Below are 15,349 nucleotides of genomic sequence, written 5' to 3'. Positions count from 1 at the left end.
TGCCGGCACCCCCCAAGAAAAAGCCCGATGTGCAAACATCGGGCTTTTTCTTGGGGGCTCAGACTCGCAGGCCGCCGTCCATTTCCAGGATGCGTCCGGTGTAATAGTCGTTCTCGAAGATGTACGCCGCCGAGTGGGCGATCTCTTCCGGCTTGCCCATGCGCTTGAGGGGAATCCCCGAGGTCATCTTCTCGAGGGCTTCAGGCTTCATGCCCAAGGTCATCTCGGTTTCGATAAAGCCCGGGGCAATACCGGCCACGCGGATGCCATAGCGCGCCAGTTCCTTGGCCCAGGTCACGGTGGCCGCCGCGACCCCGGCCTTGGCCGCGGAATAGTTGGTCTGGCCGATGTTGCCAGCGCGCGAGATTGACGAGATGTTGATGATCGCGCCGCTGTTGTTCAGCTCGATCATTTTTGCCGCCACTTCACGGGTGCAGAGGAATACCCCGGTCAGGTTGACGTCGATCACTGCCTGCCACTGGGCCAGGCTCATCTTGGTCATCTCGCCGTCCTTGACCTTGACCAGCAGGCCGTCGCGCAGGATCCCGGCATTGTTGATCAGGCCGTGGATGGCGCCGAAGTCCTCGGCGACCTGGGCCACTATATGGTTGACCTGTTCTTCATTGGCGACGTTGCACAGATAGGCTCGGGCTTCTACGCCATGGGCCTTGCAGGCCGCGACCGCCTGGTCGAGTTTTTCCTGGTTCAGGTCCACCAGGGCCAGCCGTGCGCCCTTGGCGGCGAAATACTCGGCCATGGAGCGGCCCAGACCTTGGCAACCGCCGGTGATAATGATTACTTTGTCAGTGAGTTGCATTCGCATGTCCCGCTAGCAGGTCTTGAGGGGTGGTCCTTTTGGGGGAACCTCGGCTGGCTGCCGGACCTGGCCTGGCTGCAGAAGAGAATTGCCCCGTTGGCGTAGCTGGAACAATGCTCCAGGCGCCCGTCCGTTTTCGACGGATTCTAAAGAAGGAGTCATAAAGTGAGCGTTGAAGCTGCCAAGAATGCACGAGAATTGCTGCTCAAGGAATACCGCGGCGTGTTGTCGACGCACTCCAAGGCCATGCCGGGTTTTCCCTTTGGGTCCGTAGTGCCTTATTGCCTGGATGCCGAGGGGCGACCGCTGATTCTTATCAGCCGCATTGCCCAGCACACCCACAATCTGCAGAAGGATTCCAAGTGTTCGCTGCTGGTGGGCGAGCGCGATGCCGACGACGTGCAAGCAGTGGGGCGCCTGACCTACCTGGCCGAAGCCGAGAAGCTTGAGGACCAGGACGCCATCGAGGCCGCCGCCGAGCGCTACTACCGCTATTTCCCTGAATCCCAGAACTACCATAAGGCCCATGACTTCGATTTCTGGGTGCTCAAGCCCGTGCGTCACCGCTATATCGGCGGTTTCGGCGCCATTCACTGGGTGGATCAAGTGGCCCTGGCCAACCCGTTCGCCGGCAAGGCCGAGCTGAGCATGGTGGAGCATATGAACAGCGACCACGCCAAAGCTATTGCCCACTATGTGGAGTTGGCCGGACTGCCGCACAGCGAGCCCGCGCAACTGGCCGGAATCGACAGTGAAGGCATGCACCTGCGCATTGGCCAGGCTCTTTACTGGCTGCCATTTCCAAGCCTTTGCAACACGCCGACACAAGTGCGCGAAGCCCTGGTTTTTCTGGCCCACGCCGATCAATGGCCGAAAAATCCGGCACCGGGTGCTTGAATTCACGAATTGGCGACGTCATTTACGGTCTACTGGAAGGCATTCTTCCGCAGAGGAAACCATTTGATGCGCCCTTTTCTGTTGCTCTTTTTACTGTTCCCGGTGCTGGAGCTGTTCGTCTTCGTCAAGGTCAGCGCAGCCATCGGGTTTTTCCCGGCACTGCTGCTGATCATTCTCGGTTCGATGCTCGGTGTGCTGGTGTTGCGCGTGGCCGGTCTGGCCACGGCACTGCGTGCTCGTGAAAGCCTCAATCGCGGCGAGCTGCCGGCTCAGCAGATGCTCGAAGGGCTGATGCTGGCCCTGGGGGGCGGCCTGCTGATCCTGCCGGGCTTCATCAGCGATGTATTCGGCCTGCTGATGCTGCTCCCTATCAGTCGTCGTCTGCTGGCCAATAAAATGCGCCAGCGTGCCGAGGAGCAGGCCCTGCGCCAACGCGCCTTTGCCGATGACATGCGTGCGGCCCGTGGCGGCCCGGCGCCGCAACAGCCGTTGGGCCGTGAGCCCAATGTCATTGAAGGTGAGTTCGAGCACCGAGATTCTTGATAACTGGCCTCAAACACACGGCACCTTCGGGTGCCGTGTTCGTTTTAACCCGGGTGATGTAAAAAATTTCATCAGCCAGCCCTTGTAATAACCTTATGCGCCCTTATGTAACGGTCACCGCAAGGTTTCTGGTGCTGACACCAGACAGACTTCCGCGGCTCGCTCGCGAGCCGCACCCGGCAAAGCCGGATTTGCTAACCCGCCGGTATCGACACCGGCCGTTGAAAACCACAATTAGGAGAGATCGACAATGAAGCTTCGTCCTCTGCATGACCGCGTCGTCATCCGTCGCAGCGAAGAAGAATCGAAAACTGCTGGCGGCATCGTTCTGCCTGGTTCGGCTGCTGAAAAACCTAACCGTGGCGAAATCGTCGCTGTAGGTACCGGCCGTGTGCTGGACAACGGTGAAGTACGTGCGCTGGCCGTGAAAGTGGGTGACAAAGTGGTGTTTGGCCCGTACTCCGGCAGCAACACCGTGAAAGTCGATGGCGAAGATCTGCTGGTAATGGCTGAGAACGAGATTCTCGCCGTTATCGAAGGCTGATTTCCCACGTATTTCCCCGCTACTACACAGTATTTAAGGAATATCGATCATGGCTGCTAAAGAAGTTAAATTCGGCGATTCCGCCCGCAAGAAAATGCTCACTGGTGTCAACGTTCTGGCTGACGCAGTAAAAGCGACCCTGGGCCCGAAAGGCCGTAACGTGATCATCGAGAAGAGCTTCGGCGCTCCGACCATCACCAAGGACGGCGTTTCCGTAGCCAAAGAAATCGAGCTGAAAGATCGCTTCGAAAACATGGGCGCGCAGCTGGTCAAAGACGTTGCCTCCCGTGCCAACGATGACGCTGGCGACGGCACCACCACCGCCACCGTTCTGGCTCAGTCGATTGTCAACGAAGGCCTGAAAGCCGTCGCTGCCGGCATGAACCCGATGGACCTGAAGCGCGGTATCGACAAGGCCACCATCGCCATCGTCAAAGAGCTGAAAGGTCTGTCCAAGCCATGCGCTGACTCCAAAGCCATCGCTCAGGTCGGCACCATCTCCGCCAACTCCGACAACTCCATCGGCGACATCATTGCCGAAGCCATGGAAAAAGTCGGTAAAGAAGGCGTGATCACCGTTGAAGAAGGCTCGGGCCTGGAAAACGAACTGTCGGTTGTAGAAGGCATGCAGTTCGACCGTGGCTACCTGTCGCCTTACTTCATCAACAAGCCGGACACTATGGTCGCCGAACTCGACGGCCCGCTGATCCTGCTGGTGGACAAGAAGATCTCCAACATCCGCGAAATGCTGCCAGTGCTGGAAGCCGTTGCCAAAGCCGGCCGCCCACTGCTGATCGTGGCTGAAGACGTTGAAGGCGAAGCCCTGGCGACTCTGGTTGTGAACAACATGCGTGGCATCGTCAAAGTCGCTGCCGTCAAGGCACCGGGCTTCGGCGACCGTCGCAAGGCCATGCTGCAGGACATCGCCGTTCTGACCGGCGGTACCGTGATCTCCGAAGAGATCGGCCTGAGCCTGGAAAGCACCACCCTGGAGCACCTGGGTAACGCCAAGCGCGTGATCCTGTCCAAAGAAAACACCACCATCATCGACGGTGCTGGCGTTGAAGCGGACATCCAGGCTCGTGTGACCCAGATCCGTCAACAAGTGGCCGACACTTCGTCCGACTACGACCGTGAAAAACTGCAAGAGCGTCTGGCCAAGCTGTCCGGCGGCGTTGCAGTGATCAAGGTTGGCGCTGGCTCCGAAGTTGAAATGAAAGAGAAGAAAGCCCGCGTTGAAGACGCCCTGCACGCGACCCGTGCAGCCGTCGAAGAAGGCGTGGTACCTGGCGGTGGCGTAGCCCTGATCCGTGCTCTGCAAGGCATCAAGGACCTCAAAGGCGACAACGCCGATCAGGACGTGGGTATCGCTGTTCTGCGTCGCGCTATCGAAGCCCCACTGCGTCAGATCGTTGCCAACTCCGGCGACGAGCCAAGCGTGGTGGTGGACAAGGTCAAGCAGGGCGCTGGTAACTTCGGTTACAACGCTGCCACCAGCGAATACGGCGACATGATCGAAATGGGCATCCTGGACCCAACCAAGGTGACCCGTTCCGCGCTGCAAGCTGCATCGTCCATCGGCGGTCTGATCCTGACCACCGAAGCCGCTGTTGCTGAAATCGTGGAAGACAAGCCGGCCGCTGGCGGTATGCCAGACATGGGCGGCATGGGTGGCATGGGCGGCATGATGTAAGCCAGCCTTACCCCCGCACTGAAAAAGCCCTGCCGGTGAAAACCGGCGGGGCTTTTTTGCGCCTGAAATTGAGGGGCGCCTGTCGGTGCCGCCTCTGGCATGGACTGAGAATGGCCAGGCCCTTGCTGTCGAACAGTCCCAGGTGTTGGTGGTTGCCCACCAGGACCGCAGTGGCCGTGGGGTGTCTTGCAACAGCTCCAGGACGCTCGATTCGTCGTTCAGGTTCAACAACCCAACAGCGCTGGCACGGCGAACATCCATTGAGTTCTGGCCAATGAAACGCATTGGCTCTTTCTGCTCGGCGGGCAAGCCAGGAAGTGCTGTTCCTGTCTGTTTCTGGTCGGCAAACGGTCGGCAGTCTGGGCTTGCCCCTGTAGTCAGGTTGTGAGCCAGCGGTGAAAAATTTGTTAAGCCATTGAAGGGGGCAAAAGTGCCCCAGGATCGGTCAGACAAGGCTGGCGGCGAGTCGGACTTGGCCTTAAGCTGCGCGAGCCAAGACGGCCCTAACTGTGTGCGGAGAGAGTGCCGATGCGAATTCTACTGGTCGAAGACAACCGCGATATTCTCGCCAACCTGGCGGATTACTTGGGACTCAAGGGCTATACCGTGGACTGCGCCCAGGATGGTCTGTCGGGGTTGCACCTGGCTGCCACCGAGCATTACGACCTGATCGTGCTCGACATCATGCTGCCAGGGATCGACGGCTACACCCTGTGCAAGCGCCTGCGCGAAGATGCCCGGCGCGATACCCCAGTGATCATGCTCACGGCCCGCGACCAGTTGGATGACCGGCTTCAGGGCTTCAAGTCCGGGGCCGACGACTATCTGCTCAAGCCATTTGCCCTGTCCGAACTGGCCGCGAGGATCGAGGCGGTGATGCGCCGTGCCCAGGGCGGTGGTCGTCGAGCGCTGCAGGTCGGTGACCTCAGTTATGACCTCGATACCCTGGAAGTCACCCGCGAAGGGCGTCTGCTCAAGCTCAACCCGGTGGGCCTCAAGCTGCTGGCAGTGTTGATGCAGAAGAGCCCCCATGTGTTGCGCCGGGAAATCCTCGAAGAGGCCCTGTGGGGCGATGACTGTCCGGACAGTGACAGCCTGCGCAGCCATGTCCACCAACTGCGCCAGGTGATCGACAAGCCGTTCGCCAAGCCGTTGCTGCACACCGTGCACGGTGTCGGCTATCGGTTGGCCGAGGGCCGTGATGGAGTTTAAGCAGAGCCTTGCCCAGCGCATCATCATCGCCTTTGCTTTGATGAGCGCACTGGTGGCGGGGGCTTTCGCCATGGGCATCGTGGCGACCGTGCATCTGGTGGAGGAGAAACTCATCTCCGCCGGCCTTGGCGGCGATCTGCAACGCCTGTTGCTGATGGATAACGTTGCCGACTGGAATCACCGCCCCGAGCCCGACCAGCTGTTCTACTACAGTGGCGGGCGCGGCGACTTCGAGTTGCCCAAGGACCTGAGGCATCTGGACCCGGGCTTCCATGAAGTGTTTCGCGAGCAGCTGTCCTATCACGCCATGGTTGAAGTGGTGGATGGCCGGCGTTATGTGCTGCTGCAGGATCAGAGTGATTTCGAAGAGCGCGAGCGGGTGCTGTTCGCGGTGGTGCTGGTGGGCTTTGTCCTCAGCCTGGCGCTGGCGGTGTTCCTGGGTTGGGTCTTGGCGCGTAGGGTGATGGCACCGGTGGTTCGTCTGGCTCGCCAGGTCCGTCACCGCGATCAATTGCTGGGCCTGGCCCCGCCCCTGGCGCCGGATTATGCGGCGGATGAGGTGGGCGAGTTGGCGATCGCCTTCGATGCGACGCTGGGACGTCTGCGCCAGGCTTTGAGCCGTGAGCGCCTGTTCACCAGTGATGTCAGCCATGAACTGCGCACGCCGCTGATGGTCCTGGCCACGTCCTGCGAGCTGCTCCTGGAAAACCCTGGGCTTGATCCCCGTGGACGATCCCAGGTCGAACGTATTGCCCGGGCCTGCGAAGAAATGCGTGAGCTGGTGCAGACGTTCCTGATGCTGGCCCGGGCCCAGCGGGAAGATGCCAGTATGTCGCCGCAGCTGACGTTGACCCAGGTGGCCAATGACCTGATCGGAGTGTGGCGCGAATCCATCGAAGCCAAGGGTATCGAGCTGATCTTCGAGCCGGGGCAACCGGGTGAAACTCGCTACAACGCCACCTTCCTGCATGCGGTGATGGGCAACCTGTTGCGCAATGCCTTGCACTACACCGAACAGGGATTCATTCGTTTGAGCCTGGTGGCGGATGGATTTGTCGTCGAGGACAGCGGCGTGGGCATTCCCGAGGAAAAGCGCGAGGCGATGTTCCAGCCCTTTGTCCGTGGCGATGAAAAACGCGGTGAGGGCCTGGGGCTGGGCTTGTCCCTGGTCCAGCGCATCTGCGAGAACCAGGGCTGGAGCGTCACTCTCAGTACCATGACCCCCAATGGCTGTCGTTTTCACGTTCAGCTCCCCCCTTCCAAGGCTTGAATACTCTTGCCAGGCCCTGTTTTGCAGGGCCACTCGCTTGTCGATTTTTCTTCTGAAGTGGCCCCAGGCCATTGCCTGCTGCCTGTAAAACTCTGAAATATTTCATCGTTGGACGGTACGAAGTTTTCACAAGGGGATGACCTGTCGCTGACACGTCGCTGCCTAAGGTGGCGCCATCAGTTGCAGGAGACTTTGATGATGGCGACACCGATCAAGCTGGAATTTTCCGACAAGTACGATGCCCAACATGCGCAGCAATACCTGCTCAAGCACCAGCAAGGACTGGCGCGACAGTTGTCCCACAAGCGTGATGAACAATTGGCTCGCGCTGCGCTGGCCCTGGCGGGAGAGCCGGGCCTGGTGCTGGACCTGCCCTGTGGCGCGGGCCGTTTCTGGCCGCTGCTGACCGAAAAGGCCAATCGAGTCATTGTTGGCGCTGACAATTCAGCGGCTATGCTCAGCACCGCTACGGTGGCGCAACCGGCCGACGTGGTGAAACGGGTACGAGCCTTGCAGACGTCAGCGTTTGCCATCGATTTACCGGACAACGCTGTGGACTGCATTTTTTCCATGCGGTTGCTGCACCACATCGGCGAGGTCGAGCATCGGATGGCGCTGCTACGGGAGTTTCAGCGGGTCACCCGTGACAGCGTGATTATCTCGCTATGGGTCGATGGCAATTTCAAGGCCTGGAAGCGCAAGCGTATGGAGCGCAAGCGGCTGTCCGAAGGTGGGCAGGAGGGTTACCAGAATCGTTTCGTGTTACCGGCGGCTACGGTCGAAGAAGAGTTCAGGCAAGCCGGTTTTCGTGTCCAGGAGCATCTGGACTTCTTTCCGCTCTACGCCATGTGGCGAGTCTACGTATTACGCAAGAGGTAAGAGGATGGCTGTTGAATGTGCTTCGGAAATGGATGCCGTGCCCACAGATTGCTTCGAATACTTCTGGGACCAACAAGGTGAATGGGTCGAGCAACCCAATAAGCGTCGAGGCGGTGAGAGCGGCGTGCAGCGCCTGATCAGCGGCGGTCGTCTGCTCTATGCCAAGCGACAGATCGGGCATATTCATCGCAGTTTTCTGCATCCTTTTGGTCGTCCGACCGTCCTGCGTGAGCGTGATGCCCTGCAAAGCCTGCGTTCGCTGGATATAGAGGTGCCGGAACTGGTGTTCTGCGGCGCCCGGCGCGGCCCCGAGCACCAGTGGCAGGCCCTGCTGGTGACCGCTGCGCTCGACGGCTTCGTGGAAATCGATAACTGGTATGCCGCAGGTGAGCGTGAACGCCACGGCGAAGTTTTGCACGAACGAGTGTTGCAGACACTGGCGCAGACGCTGGCGCGCATGCACAAGGGCCGTTGGCAGCATGGCTGCCTGTATTCCAAACATGTTTTCGTGCGAGTAGATGGCGAGGGCGAGCAGGCCCAGGTGAGGATTGCATTGCTGGATTTCGAGAAGTGCCGCCAGCGCCTGAGCAGCCGCCGGGCCGCGGCCCACGACCTCAAGCAACTGCGCCGCCATTCGTCGTGGAATGACACCGACTGGCAAAAGCTCTACTACCTTTATAGAACGGTGTTTGGCAGCCCCATCAAAGGTTTATAGCTATGAAGCTAGAAATTGCACGAGGTTTGTTCCTGGCAGGAGCCTTGGCAGTTGCTTCCTTGGCCATGGTTGTCTGGGAGCAGCCGCGAACGCAGGTTCTCAGCGCCGCTCAGGGTGAACATTGCCCATTGCCACGGGTGGCCAAGAGCTCGGTGGCGGTCAAGCCGGATCATGAACTGCTGCTGTTCATGTTCGGCATGAGCCAGGCGTTGAAGCCACAGAGTTGAAGACCTGAAACTGCCACCTGAAGGCCTCGCATTGCGAGGCCTTTTGTTTGTCCCCGGCTCAGGCGTCCGGCTTGGCCAGCAGGGTGTAGATGCAGGGGAGGACGAAGAGGGTGAACAGGGTGCCGATGGACATGCCTGTGGCAATCACCGTGCCGATATCGAAGCGGCTGACTGCTCCGGCACCGCTGGCCAGGATCAGTGGCACCATGCCGAACACCATCGCCGCTGTGGTCATCAGCACTGGGCGCAGGCGAATGGACGCGGCTTGCTCCACCGCCTGTCGGGCGCTGAGTCCCTGGTCCCGGCGCAGTTGGTTGGCGAATTCGACGATCAGGATCCCATGCTTGCTGATCAGGCCGATCAGCGTCACCAGGCCGACCTGGGTGTAGATGTTCATGCTCGACCAGCCGAGAAACAGCGGGATCAGGGCGCCGCAGATCGATAGCGGCACGGTCACCAGAATCACCACCGGGTCGCGGAAGCTTTCGAACTGCGCCGCCAGTACCAGGAAAATGATCGCCAGGGCCAGGCCGAAGGTGACCCAGAGCGCGCTGCCTTCCTGGACGTACTGGCGGGCAGCGCTGGCATAGTCGAACGCATAGCCGGCGGGGGCCTCCTGCGTGGCGATCTGGCGCATGGTGTCGATGGCTTCGCCCATGCTGACCACGGGCACACCGGAAATGGTCGCGGCATTGAGTTGCTGGAACTGGTTCAACTGCCGAGGGCGGGCGCGGTCGCTGACTTTGATCAGGGTCGACAGCGGCAAGGCCTCCCCCTTGCTGTTCTTCACGTAGTAGTTGTTCAGCCAGTCAGGGTTGTCCCGATAGGCGCGCTCCACTTGGGCGATCACTTTATAGCTGCGGCCGTCGATGGTGAAACGGTTGATTTCCGCCTCGCCGAGCAAGGTCGCCAGCGTACCCCCCAGGTCCTGCATGGTAACGCCCATCTGCGCCGCCTTGGCCCGATCGATGCCGACCACTACCTCGGGCTTGTCGAAGGCCAGGTCAATGTCGACAAAGGCGAACTTCCCCGACTCCATGGCGCGTTTCTTTACCCGGTTGGCCACCTCCAACAGGGACTCGTAATCGTTGGGGGTGTTGATCACGAAGGCAAAGGGCAGGCCCTCGCCGGTGCCGGGCAAGGCTGGCAGGTTGAAACCGAAGACTTGCAGGCCGGCAATGCCTGCCAGTTTCTCCTGGACCTGAGGCAGGATTTGCATCTGGGTCTGTTGGCGCTGGTTCCAGGGCTTGAGCAGGAAGCCGCCGATCCCTGACTGCACTCCGTTGAAACCGTTGATCTGGAATGAGGAGTAGTACTCGGGGAACTCCTTGAAGATCGCCAGGAACTCATCGGTGTAGGCATTGAGGTACTCCAGGTTGGCCGGTTGCGGCGCCGTGGCCAGCATGAAAACGATGCCCTGGTCTTCGTCCGGTGCCAGCTCCGCCTTGGTGAACTTGAGCAGCAGGGGAATCAGGCACAGCACGATCAGTGCGAACACCAGTACGACGGGGCGGGTATCAAGGGTGCCGTGGAGCAGGCGCTGGTAGCGCTGCTTCAGGCTGTCGAAAATCCGGTCCAGGCGATGGGACAGGCCGCTGGGGTTTTCCTCGCGGCGCAGCAACAGTGCACACATCATCGGTGACAGGGTCAGGGCGACGATCCCGGAAATCACCACGGCCCCGGCCAGCGTCAGGGCGAACTCCTTGAACAGGGCCCCGGTGAGTCCCTGGAGAAAACCAATGGGGGCGTAAACCGCCGCCAGAGTGATGGTCATCGATACCACCGGCATGGCGATTTCCCGCGCTCCTTCGATGGCCGCGTCCAGGGGGGACTTGCCCTCTTCGATGTGCCGATGGATGTTCTCCACCACCACGATGGCGTCGTCCACCACCAGGCCAATGGCCAGGACCATGGCCAGCAAGGTCAGCAGGTTGATCGAGTAGCCCATCAACTGCATGAAGAACATCACGCCGATCATCGACAGTGGAATGGTCACCACCGGGATCACCACCGAACGCAAGGCGCCAAGAAACAGGAACACCACCACAATCACGATCAATACTGCCTCGAACAGGGTCTTGAGCACCTCGTCGATGGAGGCCTGGATAAACAGCGTGGCGTCATAGGCAATGTCTAACTTGAGGGTCGGGGGTAGTTGCGCTTCCAGTTCCGGGAGCAGCTTGCGCACCTCCTTGATCACGTCCAGAGGGTTGGCTCCGGGGGTGGCCTTGATGCCGATGTAGACCGAAGGGACGCCGCCGAAGGAGCTGATGGCGTTGTAGTTTTCCGCACCCATTTCCACCCGCGCCACATCCTTGAGCAGGACCCGGCTGTCGCCATCGGTTTTCAACGGGATAGCGGCGAACGCCTCGGCGGATTTCAGTTCGGTGTTGGCATTGATACTGGTGACGACATACTCGCCCTTGACCTCGCCGGCGGCGGACAGAAAGTTGTATTGGCGCACGGCATTGCTCACGTCGCTGGCCGCCAGGCCATAGGCCGCCAGCTTCACCGGGTCCAGCCACAGGCGCATGGCAAACACCTGGTTACCGAGGATCTCCGCCTCGGCCATGCCCGGCAGGGTCGCCAGCTTGGGTTGGATCACGCGCGACAGGTAGTCGGTGATCTGTGGGTTGTTCAGTTGCGGGCTGGAGAAGCTGATGTACATCAGCACCGAGGCGTCGGCTGCTTCTTTGCTCAACACCGGGTCTTCGGCTTGCTGGGGCAGCTTGTTCTTGACCTCGTTGGCCTTGGCCAGCAGTTCGGTGAACAGGCGGTCGCTGTTGGAGCCGATCCGGGCGTAGATCGAGATCACCGAGAAGTTCTGCCGGCTCACCGAGGTCATGTAGTCGATGCCTTCGGCGCTAGCCAGGCTCTGCTGCATGGGTTGGGTGATATAGCCCTGGATGGTTTCGGCATTGGCCCCGGGGTAGGCGGTGGTCACCGTGATCAGGGCGTTCTCCATCTGCGGGTACTGGCGCAAGGGCAGCTTGCTCCAGGCCTGGAACCCCAACAGCACAATCAGCAGGCTGACCACGGTCGCGAGCACCGGGCGGCGAATGAACGGATCGGTAAAGGCCATGGGGATTCCTTGATCAGTCGGCGCGGGGCTGGCTGTTCGGCTGTTCCGGTTGCAGCTTGTCCGGAGTGATGCTGATGTCGGCGCCGTTATCCAGTTTGATCTGACCGGCACTGACCACCTGTTCGCCCTTTTTCACGCCCTTGTTGATCATCACCAGGCCGCCGCGATGCTCGCCCGTGTCGACGAAGCGCCGCTCGGCGACCAGCAGCGGCTGGCCCTTGGGGTCTTTCTCCAGGCTGCCGTCGGCGGCTTTCTTTTGCGTTACCACATACACCGAGTTGCCGTAGAGGGTGTAGGTGAGGGTGCTTTCCGGCACCACGACCTTGAGCTGCGGATCGGGGAGCAATACTTGCAGGTCGGCGAACATGCCTGGCAGCAAGCGGCCTCCGGGGTTGGCCAGGGTGGCGCGTACCAGCACGTTGCGGGTGCTGTTCTCGACCTTGGGGTTGATGGCGCTGATGCTGCCGGGGAACGACTCTCCGGGGAACGCTGCAACGCTGAGTTCCACGGTCTGTCCCAGGCGGATCTTGGGCACCGATTGTTCCGGGATGTAGAAGTCCACGTACAGGCTGCTCAGGTCCTGCAGGGTGGCGATCACCGTACCGCTGGCCAGGAAGTCGCCGATATCCACCTGGCGGATGCCGATCGTGCCGGCAAAGGGGGCGAGAATGCGTTTCTTGGCCAGGGAGGCCTTGAGCTGGTTGACCGTGGCCTTGTTTTTTTGCAGCTGTGCCGAGAGTCGGTCGTACTCGCCCTTGGAAATCGCCTGGCTGCCCACCAGTTGGCTGCCGCGTCCGAAATCCAGCTGGGCCAGGCCGAGGTCGGCCTGGGCGGTTTCCAGCAGGGCGCTTTCCACCGCGCTGTCCAGGGTCAGCAACGGCTGGCCGGCCTTGACCTGCTGCCCGGATTCGAACTGCAGGTCCTTGACCGTACCGGCGACTTCCAGGCTGAGGTTGACCCCTTGCAGGGCCTTGAGGCTGCCGACACTGGGCAGCCGGCTTTGCCAGGGGCGCTCGTCGGCGGTAATCACCGCCACGCTGATGGGCGGCTTGGGGGCCGAGTAGACCTGGACCATCTTGTAGATCGAAAACGCCTTGTAGCCGGCCAGCAACAGCACGACCAACAGGACCACACCCAGCATGATCAGCATGCGGCGACGCAGCATATTCCGCTTCCTTGGAAAGCCCGGTAAACAAGCCCGGTAGACATTACTCCGAGTCGCGTGCGGGTTCCAGATGAGCGTCCTGTCGTTCAGCGAAGCTCCCGGCGCCAAGGCCGGGGAGGTTTTTTCAGATCAGATGCAGATGGTTGTCCCAGAGCCCTGCGGGCAGATCCAGCGGCTTTGCCACAATCTGTGTCTGACGACAGTCGTAGAAGCGGCAACGGCCTTGTCCCGACGTCACCACGAAACCGTCGGCCACGGCGCCGACCCCGGCACAGTCTGGCAGGGGCGCATCGACCCGCACTGCGCCGCTGTCCAGGTCCCAGATGAAGAAACGGTTGCCCCGGGGGGCGGTCAGGGCCACCAGGCGCAGGTCGCTGTGCACCGCGACGCTGGCGGTGTAGTGCCCCATGGCTTGCAGCTGCTGTTCGGGCACCGGGAAGGCCGCGAAGGGCTGGCCCGGACGCTTGATTGCCAGGAGTTCCGAGGGCTCGTGGGCGGCGCCCATGAACTGCTGGCCGGTGACGATGGTGCCGTCGCTGGCGATGCCCATGTGGCGCACGCTGTTCATCTGCTGGGCCAGGGTTTCCTTGCTCAACAGGGTGCCGTCGCGCTGCATCAGCACCAGGCTGGGCTCCATGGCATCGAGGTTCATCTCCACCCGGCTCTCGGCTTCAGTGCGGATGCCGCCATTGGCTACCACCAGGGTTTCACCGTCGGGCATCCACGACACCTGGTGCGGGCCGATACCGTGGGTGGACAGCTCAGCGCTGTGCACCAGACGCTCGCCTTCGAAGCGATACACCCCGAGCAGGCCGCGGCCGGGGTCCCGGGTGTCGTTCTCGGTGGCGTACAACCACTGGCCATCCTTGTGGATCACCGCGTGACCGTAGAAGTGCCGGTCAGGTTGTGAGGTCACGGTCTGCAGCAGCGCGCCGTTGCGCAGGTCGATCAGGTAACTCTCGGTGCCCGGGCGCCGGGCCACGAACAGGGCGATCGGCAACTGCGGGTGATTGATGATGTCATGGCAACGCTGGCCGACCTGGGTGGCAAACACCTGTTTACCGTCCAGCTGATAACCGACGGCGTAATGCTTGCCGTCACCATCGTCCCTGGCCGAAAGCAGCAAGGGCTGTTTGCCCTTTTGCTTGAACAGCGTCCAGCCGCCCAAGGTCACCGCACTGAGCAGCAGGCTGCCCAGAACCAAAGCCTGACGTCGCAGCATCATCAGTCACCGTCGTTGGCGTTGAAGCCCAGTTGGATACCCAGCGCCTTGGCCAGTTCGCCTTCGTGCAGGCGGTGGACCACGTTGAGGCTGTCGTACAGATCATTGAGCTGCTGGCGCCCGGCGTCGTCACCGAGCATTTCGGTCAGCGAGCGCTGGGTGCTGGCGAAGAGTTTCAGCGAGGCGGCGTATGCAGCGTCGATCTTGTCGGCCAGGGGCTTCTGATCGGCTGGCAACAGGCCGCGCAGGCCCTTGTTGTCGACTCCGGCCCAGACCGTCTGAGCAGCGCTGAGGCTGGCCTCAAGGCCTTGCAGGGACGACTGGCTGCGCCAGGCGTCGGCCTGGAACGGCTGAGGAATGCCCTTGGTCTGGCGGCCCATCGGCGTGCCGAGCTTCTTCTTCAGGGTATCCAGGGCAGTGACCTGGACCCGCAGCAAATCAGCGATGGCTTCATGGGAGTCGGCGTAGCGCTGGTTGGGGAACTTGCTCATCTGGGCGAGCATGCCGTCGTTGGTATTCCAGCCCGCCAGGATTTCTTCCGCCAGTTGTTTCTGACGTTCACCGATGGCGGTCAACAGTGGGCAGTAGCGAGCTTTCTGTGCGCTGTCGGCCATGTCGATCTTGCTGTCGAACAGGATGTACTCGTAAGCCGACAGGCCTTGCACCACCACACTGGACTTGGCCAGGGCCGCGGCATCGATCTGCGCATTGGCGCTGACCAGTTGTTCGACCTGGCGGCCTACCAGGTTTTTCTTGTCCGGCCAGAACTGCACTTGCCAGGCGCGGTTGCCCTCGGCCAGCGGGCCGATCAGCAGCGGTTGCAGCTCGGCCCAGGCCTTTTGTGCGTGGAGGAAGTCGGCACGGGCAGTGTCCAGGCTTTCCTTGCCTTCGCAGAAGGCCAGGGCGCTGATGGCCAGTTGGCGGTCAGCGTCGACCCAACGGCTGTAGGTCGGCAGGATCACCTGCTTGGCGATAGCGGCCGAGGTCACGGCTTGTGGGTCCTGGGGCGAGCAGGCGCCCAGGGCAAGTGCGGCAAGGCTGGTGAACAGCAGTTTGGGGCGGAACATGTTCGGGCTCCCTTTG

14 protein-coding genes are annotated in these 15,349 nt (G+C 61.1%); 9 read left to right on the top strand and 5 right to left on the bottom strand.

All coding sequences use genetic code 11. From position 1 onward, the window contains the following. Window positions 1-58: 58 nt before the first annotated feature. Entirely contained in the window at window positions 59-817 is a 759-nt protein-coding gene (locus DWF74_RS08905; RefSeq protein ID WP_115580783.1) for an SDR family oxidoreductase, read from the bottom strand. A 165-nt stretch (window positions 818-982) separates the two neighbouring features. Here DWF74_RS08905 and DWF74_RS08900 point away from each other — a divergent pair, with 165 nt between their 5' ends. The 9 genes from DWF74_RS08900 (at window position 983) to DWF74_RS08860 (ending at window position 8,797) form a co-directional block, all read left to right on the top strand. Beyond that, a complete protein-coding gene (locus DWF74_RS08900) occupies window positions 983-1,714 on the top strand; it encodes a HugZ family protein (protein WP_102860495.1) in 732 nt (243 codons plus the stop codon). A 66-nt stretch (window positions 1,715-1,780) separates the two neighbouring features. Continuing rightward, window positions 1,781-2,257 (top strand): FxsA family protein, encoded by a 477-nt coding sequence (locus DWF74_RS08895; RefSeq protein WP_011063094.1) that lies wholly within the window; start codon window positions 1,781-1,783, stop codon window positions 2,255-2,257. 250 nt (window positions 2,258-2,507) lie between these two features. Then, window positions 2,508-2,801, top strand: a complete 294-nt coding sequence (locus DWF74_RS08890) for a co-chaperone GroES (RefSeq protein WP_011063093.1) — start codon at window positions 2,508-2,510, stop codon at window positions 2,799-2,801. A 49-nt stretch (window positions 2,802-2,850) separates the two neighbouring features. Further along, window positions 2,851-4,494 carry a chaperonin GroEL gene (gene groL, locus DWF74_RS08885; protein ID WP_047288866.1) on the top strand — a complete coding sequence of 548 codons (1,644 nt, stop codon included), beginning with the start codon at window positions 2,851-2,853 and terminating at the stop codon, window positions 4,492-4,494. 528 nt (window positions 4,495-5,022) lie between these two features. Further along, a complete protein-coding gene (gene colR, locus DWF74_RS08880) occupies window positions 5,023-5,706 on the top strand; it encodes a two-component system response regulator ColR (RefSeq protein WP_102860496.1) in 684 nt (227 codons plus the stop codon). Further along, on the top strand, window positions 5,696-6,976 hold the full coding sequence (locus tag DWF74_RS08875) for a sensor histidine kinase (RefSeq protein WP_115580782.1): 1,281 nt from the start codon (window positions 5,696-5,698) through the stop codon (window positions 6,974-6,976). Before colR ends, DWF74_RS08875 begins: the two co-directional genes overlap by 11 nt. 198 nt (window positions 6,977-7,174) lie before the next feature. Then, window positions 7,175-7,855 (top strand): class I SAM-dependent methyltransferase, encoded by a 681-nt coding sequence (locus DWF74_RS08870; RefSeq protein WP_102860994.1) that lies wholly within the window; start codon window positions 7,175-7,177, stop codon window positions 7,853-7,855. Window positions 7,856-7,859: 4 nt separating this feature from the next. After that, entirely contained in the window at window positions 7,860-8,570 is a 711-nt protein-coding gene (locus tag DWF74_RS08865) for a lipopolysaccharide kinase InaA family protein (RefSeq protein WP_102860498.1), read from the top strand. A 2-nt stretch (window positions 8,571-8,572) separates the two neighbouring features. Next, the gene (locus tag DWF74_RS08860) at window positions 8,573-8,797 is read left to right on the top strand and encodes a hypothetical protein (RefSeq protein WP_102860499.1); all 225 of its coding nucleotides are present in this window, start codon (window positions 8,573-8,575) and stop codon (window positions 8,795-8,797) included. Window positions 8,798-8,855: 58 nt separating this feature from the next. On the opposite strand, the gene DWF74_RS08855 is transcribed toward DWF74_RS08860, so the two are convergent. The 4 genes from DWF74_RS08855 to DWF74_RS08840 all read right to left on the bottom strand — a co-directional run bounded on the left by DWF74_RS08855 (window position 8,856) and on the right by DWF74_RS08840 (window position 15,333). Next, a complete protein-coding gene (locus DWF74_RS08855) occupies window positions 8,856-11,879 on the bottom strand; it encodes a multidrug efflux RND transporter permease subunit (protein WP_115580781.1) in 3,024 nt (1,007 codons plus the stop codon). A 13-nt stretch (window positions 11,880-11,892) separates the two neighbouring features. Further along, complete coding sequence (locus DWF74_RS08850; protein ID WP_115580780.1) at window positions 11,893-13,044, bottom strand: efflux RND transporter periplasmic adaptor subunit; 1,152 nt, start codon at window positions 13,042-13,044, stop codon at window positions 11,893-11,895. A 124-nt stretch (window positions 13,045-13,168) separates the two neighbouring features. Continuing rightward, window positions 13,169-14,266: a DUF1513 domain-containing protein gene (locus DWF74_RS08845; protein WP_102860995.1), complete on the bottom strand. Its 1,098-nt coding sequence runs from the start codon at window positions 14,264-14,266 to the stop codon at window positions 13,169-13,171. Between the two features lie 2 nt (window positions 14,267-14,268). Then, window positions 14,269-15,333 carry an imelysin family protein gene (locus DWF74_RS08840; protein WP_102860502.1) on the bottom strand — a complete coding sequence of 355 codons (1,065 nt, stop codon included), beginning with the start codon at window positions 15,331-15,333 and terminating at the stop codon, window positions 14,269-14,271. Between the last annotated feature and the right edge of the window lie 16 nt (window positions 15,334-15,349).

Origin of the sequence: Pseudomonas protegens (genome assembly GCF_003363755.1) — a bacterium.
Taxonomy (GTDB): domain Bacteria; phylum Pseudomonadota; class Gammaproteobacteria; order Pseudomonadales; family Pseudomonadaceae; genus Aquipseudomonas; species Aquipseudomonas danubii.
Note: the sequence above shows the minus strand (reverse complement) of the source record. Positions and strands in the feature narration are given on the sequence as shown.